The organism is Pelagerythrobacter marensis, assembly GCF_036700095.1.
In the GTDB taxonomy this organism is placed as follows: domain Bacteria; phylum Pseudomonadota; class Alphaproteobacteria; order Sphingomonadales; family Sphingomonadaceae; genus Pelagerythrobacter; species Pelagerythrobacter marensis_A.
In genome coordinates this window covers 1,981,881-2,003,920 of the sequence record NZ_CP144918.1, presented here as the reverse complement: position 1 = coordinate 2,003,920, position 22,040 = coordinate 1,981,881, and the positions used below count along the sequence as shown (strand labels likewise).

At 67.7% G+C, this 22,040-nt stretch carries 19 protein-coding genes; 14 read left to right on the top strand and 5 right to left on the bottom strand.

All coding sequences use genetic code 11. The annotated features are described in order from the left end of the window. The first annotated feature begins 84 nt into the window (after window positions 1–84). The 4 genes from serS (at window position 85) to V5F89_RS09445 (ending at window position 4,124) form a co-directional block, all read left to right on the top strand. Window positions 85–1,359 (top strand): serine--tRNA ligase, encoded by a 1,275-nt coding sequence (serS, locus tag V5F89_RS09460; RefSeq protein WP_338445405.1) that lies wholly within the window; start codon window positions 85–87, stop codon window positions 1,357–1,359. A 154-nt stretch (window positions 1,360–1,513) separates the two neighbouring features. Continuing rightward, window positions 1,514–2,278, top strand: a complete 765-nt coding sequence (gene surE, locus V5F89_RS09455) for a 5'/3'-nucleotidase SurE (protein ID WP_338445404.1) — start codon at window positions 1,514–1,516, stop codon at window positions 2,276–2,278. Further along, on the top strand, window positions 2,275–3,051 hold the full coding sequence (locus V5F89_RS09450; RefSeq protein ID WP_338445403.1) for a M23 family metallopeptidase: 777 nt from the start codon (window positions 2,275–2,277) through the stop codon (window positions 3,049–3,051). The genes surE and V5F89_RS09450 overlap by 4 nt, the downstream gene beginning before the upstream one ends. A 20-nt stretch (window positions 3,052–3,071) precedes the next feature. Beyond that, a complete protein-coding gene (locus V5F89_RS09445) occupies window positions 3,072–4,124 on the top strand; it encodes a potassium channel family protein (RefSeq protein ID WP_338447551.1) in 1,053 nt (350 codons plus the stop codon). Window positions 4,125–4,266: 142 nt separating this feature from the next. Here V5F89_RS09445 and V5F89_RS09440 read toward each other — a convergent pair whose 3' ends face one another. Together V5F89_RS09440 and V5F89_RS09435 are read right to left on the bottom strand one after the other, a co-directional pair. Then, window positions 4,267–4,674, bottom strand: coding sequence for a DUF1761 domain-containing protein (locus V5F89_RS09440; protein WP_338445402.1), 408 nt, complete (start codon window positions 4,672–4,674; stop codon window positions 4,267–4,269). Between the two features lie 50 nt (window positions 4,675–4,724). Next, the gene (locus tag V5F89_RS09435; protein ID WP_338445401.1) at window positions 4,725–5,135 is read right to left on the bottom strand and encodes a DUF1761 domain-containing protein; all 411 of its coding nucleotides are present in this window, start codon (window positions 5,133–5,135) and stop codon (window positions 4,725–4,727) included. Window positions 5,136–5,204: 69 nt separating this feature from the next. Here V5F89_RS09435 and rimO point away from each other — a divergent pair, with 69 nt between their 5' ends. The 4 genes from rimO to V5F89_RS09415 all read left to right on the top strand — a co-directional run bounded on the left by rimO (window position 5,205) and on the right by V5F89_RS09415 (window position 10,176). Continuing rightward, window positions 5,205–6,596, top strand: coding sequence for a 30S ribosomal protein S12 methylthiotransferase RimO (gene rimO, locus V5F89_RS09430; RefSeq protein WP_338445400.1), 1,392 nt, complete (start codon window positions 5,205–5,207; stop codon window positions 6,594–6,596). A 70-nt stretch (window positions 6,597–6,666) separates the two neighbouring features. Then, window positions 6,667–7,821 carry a PepSY-associated TM helix domain-containing protein gene (locus V5F89_RS09425; RefSeq protein WP_338445399.1) on the top strand — a complete coding sequence of 385 codons (1,155 nt, stop codon included), beginning with the start codon at window positions 6,667–6,669 and terminating at the stop codon, window positions 7,819–7,821. Then, window positions 7,818–8,045 (top strand): hypothetical protein, encoded by a 228-nt coding sequence (locus tag V5F89_RS09420; RefSeq protein WP_338445398.1) that lies wholly within the window; start codon window positions 7,818–7,820, stop codon window positions 8,043–8,045. Before V5F89_RS09425 ends, V5F89_RS09420 begins: the two co-directional genes overlap by 4 nt. A 1-nt stretch (window position 8,046) precedes the next feature. Further along, window positions 8,047–10,176 (top strand): TonB-dependent siderophore receptor, encoded by a 2,130-nt coding sequence (locus V5F89_RS09415; RefSeq protein ID WP_338445397.1) that lies wholly within the window; start codon window positions 8,047–8,049, stop codon window positions 10,174–10,176. A 10-nt stretch (window positions 10,177–10,186) separates the two neighbouring features. Here the strand turns inward: V5F89_RS09415 and V5F89_RS09410 are convergent, their stop codons facing one another. Further along, window positions 10,187–10,765: an alpha-ketoglutarate-dependent dioxygenase AlkB gene (locus V5F89_RS09410; protein WP_338445396.1), complete on the bottom strand. Its 579-nt coding sequence runs from the start codon at window positions 10,763–10,765 to the stop codon at window positions 10,187–10,189. Between the two features lie 18 nt (window positions 10,766–10,783). On the opposite strand from V5F89_RS09410, the gene V5F89_RS09405 reads away from it, so the two are divergent. Then, window positions 10,784–11,203, top strand: a complete 420-nt coding sequence (locus tag V5F89_RS09405; protein ID WP_338445395.1) for a secondary thiamine-phosphate synthase enzyme YjbQ — start codon at window positions 10,784–10,786, stop codon at window positions 11,201–11,203. Window positions 11,204–11,221: 18 nt separating this feature from the next. On the opposite strand, the gene V5F89_RS09400 is transcribed toward V5F89_RS09405, so the two are convergent. Then, window positions 11,222–12,772 (bottom strand): hypothetical protein, encoded by a 1,551-nt coding sequence (locus tag V5F89_RS09400; RefSeq protein ID WP_338445394.1) that lies wholly within the window; start codon window positions 12,770–12,772, stop codon window positions 11,222–11,224. Window positions 12,773–12,878: 106 nt separating this feature from the next. Here V5F89_RS09400 and V5F89_RS09395 point away from each other — a divergent pair, with 106 nt between their 5' ends. From V5F89_RS09395 to V5F89_RS09385, 3 genes are all read left to right on the top strand, one after another. Then, a complete protein-coding gene (locus V5F89_RS09395) occupies window positions 12,879–13,712 on the top strand; it encodes a transglutaminase family protein (RefSeq protein WP_338445393.1) in 834 nt (277 codons plus the stop codon). Window positions 13,713–13,788: 76 nt separating this feature from the next. Beyond that, window positions 13,789–14,766 carry a glucokinase gene (gene glk, locus V5F89_RS09390; RefSeq protein ID WP_338445392.1) on the top strand — a complete coding sequence of 326 codons (978 nt, stop codon included), beginning with the start codon at window positions 13,789–13,791 and terminating at the stop codon, window positions 14,764–14,766. Further along, entirely contained in the window at window positions 14,763–17,549 is a 2,787-nt protein-coding gene (locus V5F89_RS09385; RefSeq protein WP_338445391.1) for a phosphoenolpyruvate carboxylase, read from the top strand. Before glk ends, V5F89_RS09385 begins: the two co-directional genes overlap by 4 nt. A gap of 31 nt (window positions 17,550–17,580) precedes the next feature. Here the strand turns inward: V5F89_RS09385 and V5F89_RS09380 are convergent, their stop codons facing one another. Beyond that, window positions 17,581–18,609: a LacI family DNA-binding transcriptional regulator gene (locus V5F89_RS09380; protein ID WP_338445390.1), complete on the bottom strand. Its 1,029-nt coding sequence runs from the start codon at window positions 18,607–18,609 to the stop codon at window positions 17,581–17,583. A gap of 136 nt (window positions 18,610–18,745) precedes the next feature. On the opposite strand from V5F89_RS09380, the gene zwf reads away from it, so the two are divergent. Together zwf and edd are read left to right on the top strand one after the other, a co-directional pair. Beyond that, entirely contained in the window at window positions 18,746–20,185 is a 1,440-nt protein-coding gene (gene zwf, locus V5F89_RS09375; RefSeq protein ID WP_338445389.1) for a glucose-6-phosphate dehydrogenase, read from the top strand. Window positions 20,186–20,230: 45 nt separating this feature from the next. Next, window positions 20,231–22,039 (top strand): phosphogluconate dehydratase, encoded by a 1,809-nt coding sequence (gene edd, locus V5F89_RS09370; protein ID WP_338445388.1) that lies wholly within the window; start codon window positions 20,231–20,233, stop codon window positions 22,037–22,039. Window position 22,040: the final 1 nt, after the last annotated feature.

Genomic DNA, 22,040 nt, shown 5'->3' with positions numbered 1-22,040 from the left:
CCGTTGCATGTCTACCCCCGGGGCCGGGTCGCGTTCCCCGAACGCCTCTGGAAATGGTCGCGGCGGTCGGGCATAGGCCGCGCCATGCACGACATCCGCCTGATCCGCGACGATCCGCAAGCCTTCGACGCCGCCCTTGCCAGGCGGGGAGTGGAGCCTGTCGCCGAAAACCTTATCGCGCTCGATGCGAAACGCCGCGCGGTGACCACCCGGATGCAGGAGGCGCAAAGCCGCCGCAACGAAGCCTCCAAGGCGATCGGCCAGGCGATGGCGCAGGGCGACAGGGACCGGGCGGAAACGCTCAAGGCCGAAGTGGCCGAGCTGAAGCAGACCCTGCCCGCGCTGGAGGACGAAGACCGCGCCCTGGCCGCCGAACTCAACGACGCCCTCGCCCGCCTGCCCAACCTGCCCGCCGAAGACGTGCCCGAAGGCGCGGACGAGAGCGCCAACGTCGAGCTGTCGCAATGGGGCGAGCGGCGCGAATTCGCGTTCGAGCCGAAGGAGCACGCCGATCTCGGCCCTGCGCTGGGCATGGATTTCGAAACCGGCGCCAGCATCGCGGGCGCGCGCTTCACGTTCCTGCGCGGCCAGATGGCGCGGCTGCACCGGGCGCTCGGCCAGTTCATGCTCGATCGGCAGACGGCGGAGAACGGCTACACCGAATGCGCGCCGCCGCTGATGGTGCGCGAGGAATCGCTGTTCGGCACCGGCCAGCTGCCCAAGTTCGCCGAAGACAATTTCCAGACCACCGACGGGCGCTGGCTGATCCCCACGGCCGAAGTCAGCCTGACCAATGCCGTGCGCGAACGGATCCTCGACGACGATGCCCTGCCGATTCGCATGACCGCGCTGACGCCCTGTTTCCGTTCCGAAGCCGGCGCCGCGGGCAAGGACACGCGCGGGTTCATTCGCCAGCACCAGTTCGAGAAAGTCGAACTGGTCGGCATCGTCCGGCCCGAGGACAGCGATGCCGAGCACGAGCGGATGACGCGCTGCGCCGAAGACGTGCTGGAGGCGCTGGGCCTGCCCTATCGCAAGATGCTGCTCTGCACCGGCGACATGGGCGCGACCGCGCGCAAGACTTACGACCTCGAAGTCTGGCTGCCCGGCCAGGGCGCGTGGCGCGAGATCAGTTCGTGCTCCAACTGCGGCGATTTCCAGGCGCGGCGGATGAACGCGCGCTATCGCCCCGAGGGATCGAAGAAGACCGAGTTCGTCCACACGCTGAACGGATCGGGCCTCGCGGTCGGCCGCACGCTCGTCGCCGTGCTCGAGAATTACCAGCAGGAAGACGGCTCGGTCGAAGTGCCGGAAGTGCTGCGCCCCTGGATGGGCGGCGCGAAGCGGCTGGAGCCCTAGCCGCGCCCGCTTGCGCAACGCTCTCGAAACGGCGATGGCTTGAAACCGGTTTGGTAGATTTTTCTTGACAAGAGAAACCTAATTGGTTATATGGGCCTCGTCGAGGGGCTGACTGCGCTTCGGCGCGACGGACAGGGATCGAAAGACGCGGCATATGAGAATTCTCCTCACCAACGACGACGGCATCTACGCCCCCGGCCTCAAGGTGCTGGAGGAAATCGCGCGCGAATTTTCCGACGATATCTGGATCTGCTCCCCGCACGAAGAGCAGTCGGGCACCGGCCATTCGCTGACGCTGACCCGCCCGGTGCGCCTGCGCAAGCACGACGAGCGGCGCTTTTCGGTCACCGGCACGCCCACCGACGCGGTGACGATGGGCCTGCGCACGGTGATGGACGGGGCGCCCGACGTGATCCTTTCGGGGGTGAACCGCGGCGCCAACCTGGGCGACGACATCACCTATTCCGGGACCGTTTCGGCCGCGATCGAAGGCGCGCTGGCGGGCATCCGCTCGATCGCGCTGAGCCAGGTCTATGCGCGCGAGGGCATGGGCGACGACGTGCCTTTTGCCGCGGCGCGCGAATGGGGGGCGCGCGTGCTCGCCCCGCTGCTCGACGCGCCGCTGCCCAAACGCACGCTGGTCAATGTCAACTTCCCGGCCCTGAAGCCGCAGGACATACGCGGCATCCGCGCCGTGCGGCAGGGTTTCCACGACTATTCGCGCGGCACCGTGGTCGAAGGGCGTGACCCGCGCGGCTACAAGTATTACTGGTTCGGGCTGGAGGCGATTGAACACACGCTCGACCATGGGACGGATCTGGAAGCGATCGACGAGGGGTATGTTTCGGTGACGCCGCTGCAGCTCGACCTTACCCACCATGCTTCGCTGGGCGAACTGGGCGAGCGCTACAGCGAATGACCCGCTTCGCCCTGATCGCTGCGGTGCCCCTGCTGCTCGCCGCTGCCGACCCGGCGACGGAGACAGAGCACGTCGTGATCGAAGGCGAGACGCTGAACGGGATCGCCAACCGCGCGGGCGTTCCGGCCTCGGTCATCGCCGCCGCCAACGGGCTGCACGAACCCTATGTCGTCAGGCCGGGGCAGAAACTGGCGATCCCGCGCCAGCGGACCTATACCGTGAAACCGGGCGACACGGGCTTTGCCATTGCCCTGCGTCACGGCGTCCCGTTCGACACGATCGCCGTCGCCAACGGGCTGGAGCCGCCCTATCGCATCCGCCCCGGCCAGCGATTGATCGTTCCCGCCGTTCTCAAGGCGCCGCCCTCCGCCCCCGCGCCCGCCAGGCCCTATTTCCGTCCGCCGCACGACGGCCGGGTGCGGCTGGGATATGCCCTGCGCCCCGACGGCGGCGGACACGACGGGATCGATTATGCCGTCCGCCCGGGCGACATGGTCCGCGCCGCGGCCAGCGGCACCGTGGTCGAAGCGAGCGGGAGCGATCCGCGCTTCGGGCGGCTGGTGGTGATCGACCACGGCAACGGCTGGCGCAGCGCCTATGGCCATCTGGGCCGGATCACCGTGCAGGCCGGCGACGTGGTCAAGAGCGGCGAGCGGATCGGAATCGCCGGCGCCGCGAGCGAGCCCGATACGGCCGAACTGCATTTCGAGATTCGCAAGGACGGCGCCAGGCTCGATCCGCAGGAGCATTTCCGCGGAAACGATCGGCCGTGATCTGGGACCGTTTCTCGCGCATGGACCGGGGCCGGCGGCGGCGCACGAGCCGCACCGGGCGGTTCCAGCCCCTCCGGCGCGCGCTCAAGGTTCCCGTGTGGGCCGACCTGTTCATTCGCATCGGCCTGGCGCTCTCGCTCGTATTCATCGTGATCATGATCCACTGGTGGGATCGCGAGGGGCTGGTCGACAATCTCGACGGCGAGGTTTCCTTCCTCGACGTCGTCTATTTCACGATGATTTCCATCACCACGACCGGTTTCGGCGATATCGCCCCGATCAGCGATCGCGCCCGGCTGGTCGAGGCGGTGATCGTCACCCCGATCCGCTTCGCCGTGATTTTCATCTTCGTCGGCGCGGCGTATCATTTCATCATCAGGCGCAGTTGGGAGAAATGGCGCATGGCCCGCATTCAGGAAAAACTGTCCGGCCACGTCGTGGTTCTCGGCTTCGGCATCTCCGGCTCGGAAGCCGTCAGCGAACTGATCGAACGCGGCACCGACCCGCGCGAAATCGTGGTCATGGATACCCGCGAAGAGCGCCTGGCCGAAGCCGAAGCGCTCGGCTGCAACGTCATGGCGGCCGACGCGACCCGCGACGAAAGCCTGATGGCGGTGCGCATTACCGAGGCGCAGACCGTGCTGGTTTCGGCGGGACGCGACGATGCCTCGATCCTGATCGTGCTGACCGTGCGCCATTTGGCGCCGAAGATTCCCATCAGCGTGGTCGTGCGCGCCGCGGACAACGAGCTGCTTGCGCGCCAGGCGGGCGCCAACAACGTGATCAACCCCGTGCGCTTCACCGGGCTGCTGCTGGCCGGCAGCGCGCAGGGCACGCATATCGCCGAATACATGGCCGATCTCGCGTCGGTTACCGGGCGGGTTCACCTGGTCGAACGCGCCGTCCTGCCCGAGGAAGTCGGTCAACCGCTCGATCGGCTGGCGACGGGCGGCCGGGGTCTGCGGATCTACCGCGACGGCGGCGCCCGCGGCTTCTGGGAAGACGAGGCAGGCACGCTGCAGGCGGGCGACATCATCGTCGAAATCCGCCCGACCGCCAACGGCGAGAGCTAGGGCGGATCGACATTGGGTGTTCGGCGGATGTTCGGCGCGCGCGAGCCTGGATTCCCGTTTTCGCGGGAATGACGGAGGGGGAAGAGATGCCTCCCCCCTCTTCGATAGGCCGGTGGTCCTGAGAACCGCCGGTTGCGGGCGCTCAGGGCAGATAGGCGTGAACGAGGCCCATCGCGATATAGAACAGCAGCCAGTATCCCGCGTCGATGAAGAACAGCACCTTCGATTTCTGCGAGAACAGATAGTTCGTCCCGATCGCGGGAACGATGAAGCCCAGCGCCACGCCGAAGGCGGTCAGCACCTTGATGAAGACCGACAGGTCCTGCGCATAAGTCGCGAAGGTGTGCGCCAGGGTCCAGCTCGCCAGCAGCGCAAAGGCGAACGCGCCGCCATAGATCAGCAGCATGTTGCTCTGCTTTATCTCTTCCTCGGTAATCCCGACCGCGCCCATCCAGCGCTTGCCCATGATCGGGCCGTACCAGATTCCGCCGACGACGAATCCCGCAAGCGCCGCCAGCACCACTGCCAGCCAGTTGACTTCGAACAGCATCGCACGTCCTCCCCCAAAACTGCGCGACCCCCGGCGGGCCTAGCGCATTTTCAGCCCAGCAGCCAGAACACGCCGCCCATCGCCAGATAGGCGGCCAGCCAGTACCCCGCGTCGATCAGCGCGACTCGCGTGGGGACCCGGATATGGCTGTAGCTGATCAGCAGAGCGGGGATGACGAATGCGCCGGCCAGCCCGCCCGACATCATGAAATAGAGCCACGGCTTTTCCGCCAGCGCGGCGCCGCCGACGCGGGCGAACATGTGTCCCATCATCGCCGCGCTGACGAACAGGAGACTGCCCGTGATCGCCACCACCTGTTCCGGCCGGCGCCGCACCGCGATCTTGCCGGCGGCGACCTCGCGCGCCTTGGCCATTCCGAAGATCGGCCCGAACCAGCCGAGCGCGAGCAGGCCGGCGGCCAGCGTCGCCAGGATCACTCCAATCCAGTTTACCGGACCCAAAGGTGCCTTCTCCTTCGTTTATTCTCCCTGCTAGCGCAAAGCGCCGCGCGCGTGTAGGGGCGCGGCGAAATGTCCACCCACACCATCTCGTCGATCCCCGATCAGAAGAAGATCGGGATGGTCAGCCTCGGCTGCCCCAAGGCGCTCGTCGACAGCGAGCGCATCCTCACGCGCCTGCGCGCCGACGGCTACGCGATGAGCGCCGATTATGCCGGGGCGGACGTGGTGCTCGTCAACACCTGCGGCTTCCTCGACAGCGCAAAGGAAGAAAGCCTGGCAGCGATCGGCGAAGCCATAGCCGAAAACGGTCGGGTGATCGTCACCGGCTGCATGGGGGAAGATGCCGACGCGATCCGGGCCGCGCATCCCGCCGTCCTCGCAGTCACCGGCGCGCATCAGTATGAGGCCGTCGTCGAAGCCGTCCACGAAGCGGCCCCACCGTCCCAGGGCCCCTATGTCGACCTGATCCCCCAGGCCGCTTTCGACGAGGCGGGGATCAAGCTGACCCCGCGGCATTACGGATATCTGAAGATTTCCGAAGGATGCAACCATTCCTGCGCCTTCTGCATCATCCCGCAACTGCGCGGGAAGCTGGCGAGCCGCCGGGTCGATGCAGTGCTGCGCGAGGCGGAGAAGCTGGTCGCAGCGGGCACGAAAGAACTGCTGGTCATCAGCCAGGACACATCGGCCTACGGCGTCGATATCCGGCACGAGAGCCGCCAGTGGCACGGGCGCGAGGTTCGCGCGCACATGACCGACCTGGCGCGCGAGCTGGGCACCCTGCGCACGCCGGAAGGGCAGGTGCCGTGGGTGCGGCTGCACTACGTCTATCCCTACCCCCACGTCGACGCGGCGATCCCGCTGATGGCCGAGGGCCTGCTGACGCCCTATCTCGACATTCCTTTCCAGCACGCCGCCCCGCGGGTGCTGAAGGCTATGAAGCGCCCGGCGAACGAAGCGAAAGTGCTCGATCGGATTCGCCAGTGGCGGCAGATCGCGCCGGACCTCACCATCCGCTCGAGCTTCGTGGTCGGCTTCCCCGGCGAGACCGAGGAGGATTTCCGCTACCTGCTCGACTGGCTGGAGGAGGCGCAGCTCGACCGGGTGGGAGCGTTCCGCTTCGAGCCGGTCGAAGGCGCCGCCGCCAACGCCCTGCCCGACCCTGTGCCCGAATCGCTCAAGGAAGAGCGCTACGCCCGCCTGATGGAAGTGACCGAGCGGATCAGCGCGGCCAAGCTCGCCGCCAGGATCGGCCGCACCCTGCCGGTGATCGTCGACGAAGTGGGCGAACCCGACGCGGACGGCGATATCGGGGCCACCGGGCGCAGCCAGGCCGACGCGCCCGAGATCGACGGCCAGGTCTTCCTGCGCAATGTCTCCCCCGATCTGCGGCCCGGCGATTTCGTCGACGCGCTGGTCGAGGACGCCGACGCGCACGACCTCTACGCCGTTCCGGCCTGAAGGTCGCCCCGCCGCTATTGCAATTGATTGTCATTTGACCTTCGCGGCGGCTCCGCATAGGCGGCGGCCCATGCGTCGCAGCACGATCCGGGCCTGGTATCTGGTGCACAAGTGGAGCAGCATCGTGCCCACGGTGTTCCTGCTCATGCTCTGCGCGACCGGCCTGCCGCTCATCTTCCATGACGAGATCGAGGCGCTGGAAGGGATCGATTACGAAACCACCCTGCCCGGCCCGCCCTCGGCGGAGAGCGGCGTGCCGCTCGACACGATGCTCGAAACCGCGCTGGCCGAGCGGCCGGGCGAAGTGCCGCTGTTCATGGCCTTCAGCCAGGAAAGCCCGCTGCTGACCGTCACCACCGGCCCGACACCCGACGCGGCGGACGCGGACATGACGCTGCTGTTCTTCGATCGGGCCACCGGCGACTCGCTCGGTCCGGCGCCGGGCGGCGGGGTGATGGACTTCCTCCTCCGGCTCCACACCGACATGTTCCTCGGCCAGCCGGGCATGTGGCTGCTCGGCACGATGGGCGCGCTGTTCGTCGTCGCGCTGATCTCGGGCACGGTGCTCTACGCGCCGTTCATGCGCCGGCTGCGGTTCGGCACGCTGCGAATGGACCGCAGCCGCCGCGTCGGGCGGCTCGACCAGCACAACCTCGGCGGGATCGTGATCCTCGCCTGGGCACTGGTCGTCGGCGGCACCGGCGTCATCAACGCTTTCGCCGATCCGCTGACCGACGCCTGGCGCGAAGGCGAGCTGGCCGCGATGACCGCCGAGCACGGCGGTGCCGAGGCCGTCACGCCGGCCGACTACGGCTCGCTCGACGCCGCGATGGCGCGGGCGCAGGCGGTGCTGCCCGGCCGCAGTCCGCAGTTCATCGCCTTCCCCGGCGGCGGATGGAGCACCGCGCGCCACTATGCCATGTTCTTCCAGGGCGACCGGCCGCTGACCCAGCACCTGCTCACCCCCGCGCTGATCGACGCCGCAAGCGGCGAACTGGTCGATGCGCGCGCCATGCCCGCGCTCAATCAGGCGCTGATGATGTCCAAGCCGCTGCACTTCGGCGATTACGGCGGGCTGCCGCTCAAGATCGTCTGGGCCCTGCTGACGCTGGCGACGATCTGGGTCCTGTGGACCGGTGTGCTGCTCTGGTGGCGCCGCAGCCCCGGCGCGATCGAGCGGCGTGTGGCCGAAATCGACGGCGGCGCGGAAGGGCGGCTCGCGTGATCCCGGCAAGACGCCCGCTGCAACGCCGAACGCCGCGCGGGCCGGCGCGCGTCTTCGCGATTCCCGCGGCAATCTTCGCCGCCAGCGGGGCCGGGCTCGTTCTCGGCCTCACCGGAGACGGCCTGCGCGATGCAGCCGCCTGGCTGTTCCTTTCGCTTCCTCTCCTCGCCCTCGGCGCCGCCTGGCGCCGGCGCGGGCTGCCTTCCCGATACAGAAAGACCTGACATGATTGCTCGTTGCATCCCGATGGCGTCGGCCCTTGCCCTTTGCGCGGTTGCCGCCGCCCCTGCTCTGGCGCAGGACGAATCCGGCGAGATCGTCGTCACTGCCCAGCGCGCGAACGCGACCGAGATAACCAACGGCGGCGACGCCGGCGTGCTGGGCAACAAGCACGCGGCGGACCTCGCCTTCTCGATCCGCAGCTTCGACGAATCGCTGATCCTCAACCAGCAGCCGCTGACGCTGGGCGAGGTGCTCGACAACGACCCGACCGTGCGCACGAGCTACGGCTTCGGCAATGCCTCCGAACTGTTCGTGATCCGCGGCTTCGCGCTGTTCGGCGACGACGTGGGCGTGAACGGCCTCTACGGCATTGCCCCGCGCCAGATCGTTGCGCCCGAGCTTTACGACAGCGTGCAGGTCCTGAACGGTTCGAGCGCCTTCCTCAACGGCGCGGCACCGGGCGGCTCGACCCTGGGCGGATCGGTGAACCTGAAGCTGAAACGCGCCGGCTTCGACCCGCTGACGCGCGCGACGCTCGGCTATACCTCGGACGCGCACTTCGGCGGCAGCTTCGACGTCTCGCGCCGGTTCGGGGCGAACGGCGAATGGGGCCTGCGCGTCAACGGCGCCTACCGCGACGGCGAAACCTCGGTCGAGCGCGAGGACCGGCGGACGCAGGTGATCGGCGGCGCGCTCGATTACGACGGGGGCAATTTCCGCGCCGCTCTCGACCTCGCTTACCAGAACGTGCGGGTGGAATCGCTGCGACCCAAGGTGACGCTGGGCACGGGTTTGACGGCGATCCCCCGCGTGCCCGAAGCCGATGCGAACTACGCGCAGGATTTCACTTATACCGAGATGCGCGACGTCTTCGGCACGCTGAGCCTGGAGTGGGACGTTGCCGACAACGCGCTGCTCTACGCGCGCGCCGGTGCCCGCGACGGGCGCGAGGACGGCATCTACAGCCGCATCACCCTGGCCGACGCCGCAACCGGCGAGGCCACCGGCGCCGGACTGATCGTACCGCGCACCGACAATAACGAGGCGGCCGAGGCCGGGATCCGGGTCAACCTGGGCGAGACGGTGACGCACGAGTTCAATTTCGGCGGCAGCGCGAACTGGCAGACCAACCGCAACGCCTTCGACTTCCGGGACGAGTTTGCCACCAACCTCTACGACACCCCGCAAGTGGCGCTGCCGCCTTCCACAGTCGCCCCGTGGAACCCCGGCGGCGACCTCGACGATCCCTTCCCGATCGTGAAGAGCCGCCTGTGGAGTGCCTTCGCCTCCGACACGATCGGCCTGTGGGACGAGCGCATGCTGATCACCGGCGGCCTGCGCATGCAGACGATCCATGTCGAGAACTATCTCGCCGCCAACGGCCAGCTCGATACGGTCTACGACAAGGACGCGATCACGCCCGTGGTCGGCGTGGTGTTCAAGCCGCTGCCTTACGTCTCGCTCTACGCCAACCGGATCGAGGCGCTGCAGCAGGGCGCCGTCGCCCCGCTGGAGGATGCGCTGGAGAATCGCGGCGAAGTGCTCGCCCCCCGCAAATCCACGCAATACGAGGCCGGGGCCAAGCTGGCGCTGGGCCGGTTCCTCTATGCCGGACTGGCATTCTACCAGATCGAGCGGCCGGGCGACGGCACGATCACCGAACCCGACGGCACGCAGCGCTACGGCTATATCGGCGAGCAGCGGCATCGCGGGATCGAGTTCACGGTGAATGGTGAACCGGTCGAAGGATTGCGGCTGATCGCCGGCCTTTCCACCATCGACGCTGAACTCGAGAGCGGCGCGGAAGTCGCGGGCGTCCCCGGCTTTACCGCCAACGCCAACATCGAATGGGACACGCCGTTCGTGCCCGGCCTGACGCTGACCGGCCGCATGACGCACACCGGCAAGCAATGGGCCGACACGGCGAACACACTGCGCCTGGACGACTGGACCGTGTTCGATCTTGGTGCGCGCTATGTCATCGCGGCGGGCGACACGCCGGTCACGCTGCGGCTGACAGTCGATAACGTGGCCGACAAGCGTTACTGGGCCTCGGGCTTCGATACCTTCAGCACGGCCGTGCTCCAGGGCCGCCCGCGCACGATCAACGCCTCGGTTTCGGTCGACTTCTAGCAGCCCGGCCTCAGCGGAGAGTCCGCAGCGTCACCGAACGACGGGTCGCAGCCATAGGAGCGATCGAATGCTCCCACAGCGCGCGGGCTTCGCCGCTAAGCAGGTAGAGCGAGCGCGGCGGCAGGTCGACGCTGCGCCGTTCGAACCCCTGCTCCGTGCGGCGGCGCAGGCGCAGGACGGCAGGCGCGGAAAGCGAGAGGCCGAGCACTTCGCCATATTGCGGCCGGTCGCGGTGCCAGCCGATACCCGCCCCCGGATCGTAGCGGATGAGCAGCGCTTGCCCGAAATCGTGCGGGTCGCGGTCGGCGAGCGGCGCGAGACGCGCGCGCAGGCTGTCGATCCACTCGGGCAGCGGCGGCGCCTCGGTCACTCTGCCGCGCCGGTAGTCGTAGGCGGAGCCGTAGTTCGCGGTCAGCCGCTTGCCGCGCCACTGGCCGAACCGGAACGGCGCGAGCGGGGCGGCATCGATGCGCACCTCCAACGCGCGCTCCTCCGCCGCGCCGATCGCATCCTCGATCAGCAGCATACCGGGCACCGGCAGTGCCGCCGCCTGCCCTTCGGGGGCGAAAAGGTCGCGCTGCAAACCCATGGCGCCTATATGGGAGCGATGCCGCACCACACCACCACGCTTGCCTTCGACACCCGCGGACCCGGTCTGACGGAGATCACTCGCGAGGTCGCCGACTGGCTCGCCTCCACCGGGATCGAGACCGGCCTGCTTACCGCGTTCTGCCGTCACACCTCGGCGTCATTGCTTATCAACGAGAACGCCGCCCGCGCGGTGCAGAGCGACATTCTGCGCTGGCTCGACCGGATCGCACCGCAAGGCGCGCACTACGATCACGACGACGAGGGGCCGGACGACATGCCCGCCCACCTCAAGACCGCGCTCACCGGCGTCAGTCAGGCAATACCGGTCTCCGGCGGGCGGATGATGCTCGGCACCTGGCAGGGCCTGTTCCTCGCCGAACACCGCACCCGCCCCCACCGCCGCGAGGTCGCGCTGCACGTTGCGGGGGAACCTTGAACCAGGCGAGCACAGCTGTCAGCGCGCGCGGTCGAGCGGCACCCGCTTGCGCGACGCCGCAGGCACGAACGTGTCGGGTATCTCGCGCGCCCAGCGCTCGTAGGCAGTGCGCAGCTCCCGGCTCGTGGCAAGAAGATCGCGCGGCCGGGGAAGAAGCGACGCCGTGTAGAAAAGATCGTATTCCTCGGGCAGAAGCCCGATGATCACACCGGCGCGTGTGCGCTCGTCGCCGATCCCGTCGATCAGCATGGCGAGCGCCTCGTCCCGCTGGCCGGCACACAGCAGCGCCTGAACCACCAGAGTGACCCTCTCGACACGGTTCTCGCGCAAATAGGCCAGGTCGGCCCCGGCCTCCTCACCCCGCCCAAGCTCGTGAAGCGCGCAGACATGATCGCGTGCGACAAGCATTCTGGCATACGTATTGCCGTGTTCCTCGGCCACTTCGCGCGCGAGGCGCGCAGCTTCCAGCCCTTCTGCAAAACGCCTCTGCCCGACCAGCCGGGAACCGCGATTGATCACGAAGCTCACCACCCAGGGATTTTCGTCCGCGGGCAGTTCGGCGAGGCGGTCGAACACGGCGTCGGCCTCGGCAATCCGGCCCAGCGCATCGAGTGCATAGGCTTCGATGTTGAGCGCCCAGGCATCGCCTTCCTCGATAGTGTCGAAAGCGTCCGGACGCTCCCGCCATTTGCGGGCAAGTGCAGCAGCTTCTTCGAACCGGCCGTCGAAATAGAGCGCATGTGCAGCGTCGGAGAAGCGATCGCGATCATGGGGCGCGTTCTCGTAGCGTGCTGCCGCCCAATGACGAAATGCCTCGGTGATGGCGGTGAAATGTTCGCCGACCCGACGCTCGATCTGCGGCCATGCGGGTTCATACTCGCGCAGCGCCAGAAAGTCCGGATAGGAGGTGGGATTGCGTATCTGTCCCAGAGCCTCGTCGATCAGGGCTTCGTCGTTCGCGCGAATCGCGGGTACCAGCGCCCAGTAGGCAATGCCGCTTTGAACCTCGCCGGAGACGCTGGCGTACAACGGCGATTGGAACAGGCGGAAGGCCAGATCTTCGAACGCATCTTCGCGGCCGTGCTTGCGCGCCAGCGTTGCGGCAGCTTGTAACCCGTCAATATTCAGCGCCTCGGCCGTTTCGTGGGTGGCGGTGTTCGCAAAGCGTTCGAGGCGAGCGAGCGCGGAGGCGGCATCGTCGCGCCGCGAATCGAGGTAGAACCCCAGACCGAGAAAGGACAGCGGATCGAAGTCCTTCTCGTACTCGGCCAAGGCATCGGCAGCGCGTTCGTAGGCCCCCTGTCTGTCGGCGCAAGCCATTCGCGCAAGCAGCATGCCCGACCGGTAGTCCTCCTTCGCCGGGCGCGTGCTTAGCTCCGCCAGCAGAGGCTCGCTGATTTCGCACCGGTCGATCCAGGCGTCTCCGAGCCCCTCCAGCGCCGCTTCGAGTTCCGCATCGCTCATCGCGCCATAGTCGCGTGCCGTTCCGGTCGCTTCGCTCGCTTGCTGCGCCGTGGCAGGCACGGCCCCGAGCACGAGCGCGGCGATCGCGATATCACGAAATTTCATGCTCCTCCTCCCCGATTCAGGCCTTTGTGCCTTACAGTTCGGGCAGTGGCAATTCGCTCGGCACCGCGGGCCCGAAACAACCGCGGCTCCGCCGCGTTGGCGGAGTATGCCCATATCGATCGATCTCGCATTCGCTTTCCAGATGGACAAGCCGACCGACGTGCTGCTGCAGTTCGAAGCGGCCATGATCCCCGAGCAGCGATTGCTCGAAACCGATACCTGGGTGACGAAGGGCGAGCACTTCGCACGCATCCCGGCGCAGGACGCGATCGGCGAACGCGTGTGGATTCGCGCGGAAGGCCGCTACGACGTGACTTACACCGCGACGGTGGCGGTCGAGCGCATGCCGGCGGACGTCGCCCGGCTCGAACGCCTGCGCCCGCACGAATTGCCCGGCGAGGCGGTGCAGTACCTGTTCGATTCGCGCTATTGCCCGGCAGATCGTTTCCAGCAGTTCGTGGAGGCCGAGTTCGGATCGGTCGACGGCGGCGCCCGGATCGCGGCCATCCGGGACTGGATCGCGAACGGTTTCACTTACGCCCCGGGGTCGAGCACCTCCAATACGACGGCGCTCGACAGTTTTATCGAACGGCGCGGTATCTGCCGCGACTACGCGCATGTCATGGTCATGCTCGCCCGGGCCTCGGGCATTCCGGCACGCTTCGTCAGCTGTTTCGCACCGGATGTCACCCCGCAGGACTTTCACGCCGTGGCCGAAGTGTTCCTGACCGATCCCACCACCCCGGGCGGCGGAGCCTGGTTTCTGGTCGATGCGACGGAGATGGCCCGGGCGGAGGAGATCGTGAAGATCGGTGTCGGGCGCGACGCGGCGGACGTGAGTTTCATGACCAGCTTCGGCCCGGCCGACTTTATCGAGAAGTCGGTCTCGGTCGAGCGCCGTCCCGACCCGCACGCACACAATGGGCGCGCAGGGGAGTGAATATGTATGCGATGCGTGGGCACGGCGCGATCGGGCTGCTAGCAGGCCGCAGAGGGGCAAGTCCGGGAGGATAGCGATGGAACTCGTCGTGGTGGACATCGGCGGCACGCATGCGCGATTTGCAATCGCGACCGTGGACGCCGACGGGGCGATAGCCTTGAGCGAGCCCGAAACGCTCCACACCGAAGACCACGCAAGTTTTCAGACCGCCTGGGAAGATTTCCGCCAACGCCAGGGCGGCTCGCTGCCCGATGCGGTCAGCATGGCGATCGCCGGACCGGTGAGCGACGACATCATCCGCTTCACCAACAACCCCTGGGTCATCCGCCCGCCACTGGTCAAATCGAAACTGGGCGTCGCGCGCTTCACCATCGTCAACGACTTTGCCGCGGTGGCCCATGCGGTGGCCCGAGCGCCGGACGATCAGTTCCTCCACCTGACGGGGCCCGACGAGCCACTGGGCAGCGAAGGCACGATTACCGTGCTGGGCCCGGGCACAGGGCTGGGCGTTGCCCATCTGTGGCGCTCGGGCGACCGGTACCGCGTCCAGGCGACCGAGGGCGGCCATGTCGACTTCGCCCCGCTCGATTCGATCGAGGACGCGATCCTCGCGCGCCTGCGCCGGCGGCACCGGCGGGTCTCCGTCGAGCGCGTGGTCTCGGGCCCGGCGATCGTCGACATCTACCAGACTCTGGCAGCCATGGAGCGGCGCACGGTGGCCGAATGCGACGATGTCGAGATCTGGACTCGCGGAACGAGCGGCGAGGACAGCCTCGCCGCCGCCGCCGTGGACCGCTTCTGCCTCTCGCTCGGCTCGGTCGCCGGCGACATGGCCCTGGCACAGGGCGGCTTCGCCGGAGTGGTGATCGCCGGCGGGCTGGGATACCGCATCCGCGATACGCTCCCCGCCTCGGGCTTTGCCGAACGGTTCCGGGCCAAGGGGCGCTTCGCCGGGCTGATGGCCGAAATTCCCGTCAAGCTCATCGTTCACCCCCAGCCCGGGCTTTACGGCGCGGCGGCGGCCTTCGTCGCGGAACATGGAGAAACGGCATGAAGACCGTGGCCGAACTCATCGAACACCTCGGATCGCTGCACCGGCAGACGCAGGAAACGCCGCTGTTCAACCCGGTCTTCCAGCTCGCGCTGGACCTCTCGCGCGAGCTGGAGAGCGGGAAGATCGACCTCGCGACGATCGAAAGCCTGATTGCGGAGCTGGAGTGCGAGGCGTTGATGACCCGCGCCGGGCGCTTGCGGCGGCTGGTCGCCCCGGTCGCCCCCCGCGACAACGAGGCCGCGCTCGACGCCTGCCTCGACGCCAGCGATTTCGACACCTTCCGTGCAAACTGGGAAAGCCCCCAGCTGCACGCGGTGTTTACCGCCCACCCGACCTTTCTGCTCGCCCCCGCACAGTCCGAAGCGGTCGCATCGGCCGCCGCCAGCGAGGGCGAGATCGACGAAAGCGCATGCGCCCTCCCCGCCGAGCGTCCCGCGATCACCCTCACCTTCGAACACCGGCAGGCGATGGCCGCCATGGCGCGCGGCCAGGATGCGCGCGACCGGATCGTGGCCCGGCTGCTGAATGCCGCGCGCAAGCGCTGGCCCGAACAGTGGCACGCCTTCGCGCCGCTGCCTTTCCGCTTCGCGACCTGGGTCGGTTACGACATGGACGGGCGGACCGACATCGGCTGGCACACCTCGATCGGATTTCGGCTGGCGGAAAAGGCGGAGCGCCTTGCCCGCTATGCCGACAGCCTGGCGGCAATCGACGAGGGGCACGCGCTGCTCGACACGCTCCGCTCGGCCCAGACGCACACCGCGGAATGCGCCCGTATGTTTGCCGAGCCGCTCGACGATCCCGAGAGGCTTTCGGCCGCCGCCAACCGGCTGACGGCCGACGACCCGGCGAAACTCCTGTCGCTGACCCCGATCGTCGACCGGCTGGAGGCGGAGGCGCGCGATGGCGACAGCGATGGCGAACGCGCGATCGCGCTCAGGACGCTGGCCGCCGCCATGCGCGCCGACGGGCTGGGCATGGGCGGCATCCATTTCCGGGTCAACGCCAAGCAATTGCACAATGCGATCCGGCGCCGGCTCGACGAAGCGGGCCAGACGCTCGACCTTGCCAGCCAGGGCGCGCTCGGCACGCTGCGCGAGCTGATCGCGCAGGCCAGGCCCCTGCGCAGCAATTTCGCCGCATTGGCAATCGAAAGCTCCACCGCGATCCGCCAGTTCCTCGCGATGGCGCAGATCCTGCGCCATATCGATGCCGATGCACCGATCCGCATGCTGATCGCCGAATGCGAACAGCCTGCCACGGTGCTGTCCGCGCTCTATTTCGCACGGCTGTTCGGGATCGAGGACAAAGTCGACGTTTCCCCCCTGTTCGAAACCGAAACCGCGCTGGAGCACGGCGGCCGTTTCCTCGATGCGTTGCTGGCGGAGGACATCTACCGCGACTATGCCCGCCGGCGCGGGCGCGTGTGCATTCAGACCGGCTTTTCCGACGCGGGCCGGTTCGTCGGCCAGATCCCCGCGAGCCTGGCGATCGAGCGGCTCCAGGGCCGGTTGGCGGAGGCGATGGCCGCCAACGGGCTGACCGACGTCGCGGCCCTGATTTTCAACACCCACGGGGAATCGATGGGCCGCGGCGCCCATCCGGGAGGTTTTGCCGACCGGCTCGAATGGCCGTTGAGCCCGTGGACCCGGCGCCGTTTCGCCCGCGCGGGCATCCGGCTCGAACCCGAAGTCAGCTTCCAGGGCGGCGACGGTTACCTGTTCTTCGCCAACCCGGACCTCGCGCTGGCCACGCTGACGCGGATCGCCCAATTGCGCCCGGCGGAAACGGACGCCGGCGCGCCGGCCGATCCGTTCTATCGCCGGACCGATCTCAGCCTCGACTTCTATCGCGCGATCCGCGACCACCAGAACGAGCACCTGGAGAGCGCGACCTATTCGCGCGCGGTCACGGCCTTCGGCCTCGGCCTTCTCAACGCCACCGGCAGCCGGGTCTCGCGCCGCCAATCGGACATATCGGCCGATCGCGAGATGAGCCTGCGCCAGATCCGGGCGATTCCGCACAACGCGATCCTCCAGCAGCTCGGCTACCCGGTCAACGTGATCGCCGGCTTCGGCAGCGCGGCGGAGAGCAACCGCGAAGAGATTGCCGCACTGCTGGCGGAAAGCGCGCGGGGCCGCCAGATGGTCCGCCTGGTCCGTGCCTCCAACGCCCTGGCCAGCATCAAGACCGTGGCCGCTTTCGGGGAATTGTACAACTCCGCTTACTGGGCCAGTCGGACCTACCGCGGGACGGAGCGGGATCTGTCCGAACCGTGTGCCGCGCTGGCCGAATATCTGGTCAAGGACGACCGCGCCGGCGTGTTCCGCCGCCTGGCCTCGCGGTTGAGGATCGATGCGCTGAAACTGCACCGCCTGCTCGACCTGCTGCCGGACGAGGCGCCGGTCGAAAACCGCGAGGACGTGCGGCGCCGCATCGGCGTGCTCCAGGCCCTGCGCCTGACATTGTTGCAGCACATGTTCCTGCGCGCGGTGTCGGTGCCGGCCTTCAGCCGGGCCAACGATATCAGCCGCCGCGACGTGATCGAGATGGTCCTGACCCTGCGGGTGGAGGATGCCCTGGCGCAACTGCGCCGCGCCTTCCCGACCCGGTTCCCCGGCCCTTCGGACTATGTGCTCGAAGAACCGTCGGACTATCCCGATCACGGCGCCGATGGCTATGCCGCGATCGAGGCGGAATTCATCGCCCCCATCGAACGCGCCCACGCGCTGAACCTGCGGATCGCCACCGCGATCGCCAACGAGTTCGGCGCGCACGGGTGACCCTTTCGACGGAGCGGCACCGAAAACGAAACTAGCGCGCGGTGCTTCCCCGCGGCGACAGTGACACGGGCACCCGCCGGCGTTGCTGGCCCCTGTCCTCTCCGTTGCCGAGCACGGCGTCGATCAGCAGCCCCCCGGCGGCAGCGGCGTCGGGCGCGATCGTGGTGATCGGCGGTCGGCTGAAACGGGTGGCCGGCAGATCGTCGAACCCGACCAGCCCGATTTCCTCGGGGACCGAAACCCCGCGCCGGGCCAGTTCCTCCAGCGCGCCGAGCGCCATGGCGTCGCAAGCGGCGAAAATCGCGTCGCCCCGGCCGCCACCGGCGAGATATCGGGCGCAGGCTTCCTCGCCCTCCTCCTCCCGCGTGGCGCCTTCGCGCGTGGCGATAAGGCAGGGCGTCAGCCCGGCCTCGCGCATCGCCTCGCAATAGCCTTCGTAACGTTCGGCGAACTGATGCTGCGAGGAATCGATTGCGCCCAGAAAACACGGCGCGCGGTAGCCCCGGGCAAGCAGATGTTCGACCGCGAGCCGCCCGGCCGCGCGGTTATCCGACCGCACCCACTCGAGATCCTCGAACGGCGAACCCCAGTAGGCGACATTGCGATCCGCGCTTTCCAGCTTGCGGAAATAGTCCCAGGCCGTGCGATTGGTGGTCGTGCCGATCACCACCAGTCCGTCGGCCCAGCCGCGTTCCTCGTAATGGCCGAACAGGTCCTCTTCGCGCGCCTGGAACGAAACCAGGGTCTCGAACCCCCGTTCCGATGCGGCAAGGCAGACGCTGCCGAGCAGCATGTAGGAAAAGGGATTGATGTCCGCCGCGCTCTGGCCCGGGCGGCAGATGACGACGACCGCAATCGTTCCGGTCGATCCGCGCCGCAGCCGCGCGGCGCGTTCGTCGACGAAATAGCCGATTTCCTCCGCCGCGCGCAGAACCCGGGCCCGGGTCGCCTCGGTGATGACTTCGGACCCTGCGAGCGCGCGCGAAACGGTCGACTGGCTGACGCCGGCCCGTTCCGCCACGTCGATCGACGTCGGCCGCCTTTTCGTTCGCGTATCCATTGACCTCTCGCCTATTATCGCCCCCTATCGGCAAGAGCGCGGCAAAGCGCAAGCAAGGCTGAATATGTATGCGGCACACTGGCGCGCGAGAACCGGCCTGCCTAGGTAGCAGGCGACGAGCGAAAGGCATCGACGCATGAGCTTCACCGCGGATCGACTGGTCCTGTTCGGCGCCACGGGCGATCTGGCGCAGCGCATGTTGCTGCCGTCGCTATGCGCGCTCGATCACGATGGGCTCCTGGCACAGGACCTCAGGATCGTCGGGACCGCACGATCCGACCTCGACGACGGCGAATTCCGCAATTTCGCGCGCGAGGCGCTGGAGACATATCTGCCCGCCAACCGGCGCGGCGGCATGGCGGATTTCCTCAACCGGCTGAGCTACCAGCCGCTCGACGCCACCACACTCGAGGGATACGAGGAACTGGCCGCACGCGTCGGAGAGCCCGCCCGCGGCCTCGCGATCTTCCTGTCCACCGCGCCGAGCCTGTTCGAACCCACGATTCGCGGCCTCCAGCACGCCGGGCTGGACGGGCCGAACGTGCGCATGTGCCTCGAAAAGCCGCTGGGAACCGATCTGGCGACAAGTTGCGAGATCAACGATGCGGTCGCCGCGGCCTTTCCCGAAGAGCGGATTTTCCGCATCGATCACTATCTGGGCAAGGAGACGGTGCAGAACCTGCTCGCCCTGCGGTTCGCCAATATCCTGTTCGAGCCGCTGTGGAACGCCGCGCATATCGAACACGTTCAGATCACCGTGGCGGAAACGGTCGGCCTTGAAGGACGCGTCGCCTTTTACGACGACGCCGGCGCGCTGCGCGACATGGTGCAGAACCATATGCTGCAGTTGCTGGCGCTGGTCGCGATGGAACCGCCGGGCAGCTTCGATGCGACCGCAGTGCGGGACGAGAAGGTCAAGGTCCTGCGCAGCCTGCGCGCGGTCGCGGAAGGCGAAACGGTTACCGGCCAGTATCGCGCCGGCGCGATCCAGGGAGAGGCGGTGCCCGGTTACGACGAGGAACTGGGCCAGGTTTCCGACACCGAAACGTTCGTCGCGATCAAGGCCCACGTCGACAACTGGCGCTGGAAGGGCGTGCCGTTCTATCTGCGCACCGGCAAGCGGATGCCCGAACGGGTGACCGAGATCGTGGTCCAGTTCCGCTGCATCCCGCACTCGATTTTCGAAGGCAAGGGCGCGAAAGTCCAGGCCAACAAGCTGGTGATCGGGATTCAGCCGGAAGAGAATATCACCCTGTCGCTGATGGCCAAAGTCCCCGGGCTGGACCGCGAGGGTATTCGCCTGCGCAGCGTGCCGCTCAACATCGCGATGCCGCACGCTTTCTCCGGCGCCGTGCGCCGCATCGCTTACGAACGACTGCTGCTCGACTTGCTCGAAGGCGACCAGACGCTTTTCGTCCGCCGCGACGAGGTGGAGGCGCAGTGGGAATGGATCGACGCGATCCGCGCCGGATGGAGCGAGCAGGGCCTGAAGCCACGCACTTACACGGCCGGCAGCTGGGGCCCGAGCGCCGCGATCGCCCTGGCCGAGCGCGACGGGGTGACCTGGCATGAATAGCCGCTCGACAGCCCGAACAACGCAAACCTGGGAAAGGAGGCTCGCATGACCCTCCACGACACCGTTCACCGCGTCACCCAGCGGGTGATCGCAAACTCGCGCGCGACCCGCTCCGGCTATCTCGAGCTGATGCAGCGCGAGGCGGACAACCGGCCCGATCGCAGCAGCGTCTCGTGCTCCAACCTCGCCCACGCCTATGCCGGCGCGCTGGAGGATCAGGAAGCGCTGAAAGCCAACCGGGGGCCGAATATCGGCATCGTCAGCGCCTACAACGACATGCTGTCGGCGCATCAGCCCTATGGCCGCTATCCCGAACGGCTCAAGATCTATGCCCGCGAGGTCGGGGCCACGGCCCAGGTCGCCGGCGGCACCCCGGCGATGTGCGACGGGGTGACACAAGGCGAAACGGGCATGGAGCTGAGCCTGTTCAGCCGCGACGTCATCGCCCTGTCCACCGGTGTCGCGTTGAGCCACGCGATGTACGACGGGGTGCTCACACTCGGCATCTGCGACAAGATCGTGCCCGGCCTGCTGATCGGCGCGCTGCGTTTCGGCCACTTGCCCTGCATCTTCGTCCCTTCCGGTCCAATGCCGAGCGGCATCCCCAACAAGGAAAAGCAGCGCGTCCGCCAGCTCTATGCCGAAGGCAAGGTGGGGCGCGCGGAACTGCTGGAAAGCGAGCTGGGGTCATATCATTCGCCCGGCACCTGCACGTTCTATGGCACGGCCAATTCCAACCAGATGATGATGGAGCTGATGGGCCTGCATATCCCCGGCGCCGCCTTCATCCAGCCGGGCACGAAGCTGCGCCAGGCACTCGACCGCGAGGCGGTGCATCGGGTCGCGGCGATCGGGCAGGACGGCGAGGATTACCGGCCGCTCGCCCGCTGCGTGGACGAAAAGGCGATCGTCAATGCCGCCGTCGGCCTTCTCGCGACCGGGGGATCGACCAACCATGCGATCCACATTCCGGCGATGGCCCGCGCCGCCGGGATCGTATTCGACTGGAACGACCTCGCCGAACTGTCTTCCGCCGTTCCACTGCTCGCGCATGTCTATCCCAACGGCGCGGGCGACGTGAACCAGTTCCACGCCGCCGGCGGCATGGGCTACGTGATCGGCGAACTGCTCGAGGCCGGGCTCGCCCATCGCGACGTGCTGACCGTCGGCGCGGACGACCTGTCGGGCTATGCGCTGGAACCGGGGCTGGATCGGGATGCGCTGGTCTGGCGCAATCCCGGCCCCAGCGGCGACCGCGCCATGCTGCGTCCGGTCTCCGACCCGTTTCAGCCGGACGGCGGGATGCGGCTGCTTCAGGGCAATCTCGGCCGCGCCTGCTTCAAATCGTCTTCGGTCGCACGCGACCGCTGGACGATCGAGGCGCCGTGCCGCGTCTTCGACACCCAGCGCCAGGTCGCCGAAGCCTTCAAGGCCGGCGAACTCGATCGCGACGTGGTGGCGGTCGTCCGCTTCCAGGGGCCGCGCGCCAACGGCATGCCCGAACTTCACAAGCTGACACCGCCGCTGGGGGTGCTGCAGGATCGCGGGTATCGCGTCGCGCTGATCACCGACGGACGCATGTCGGGCGCCAGCGGCAAAGTTCCGGCGGCGATCCATTGCACGCCCGAGGCGCTCGGCGGCGGCCCGCTGGCACGCCTGCGCGACGGCGACGTGGTGCGGATCTGCGCGGAAAGCGGTGAAATCTCGACCCAGGCCGATCTGGACGCCCGCGAACCCGCGCCCGAACCGGCACCCGAGGCCGGGACCGGCCGCGAACTGTTCGCCATGTTCCGCAATTTCGCCGACAGCGCCGAGAAGGGCGGATCGGCCATGCTTGCCACAGCAGGACTTTGAC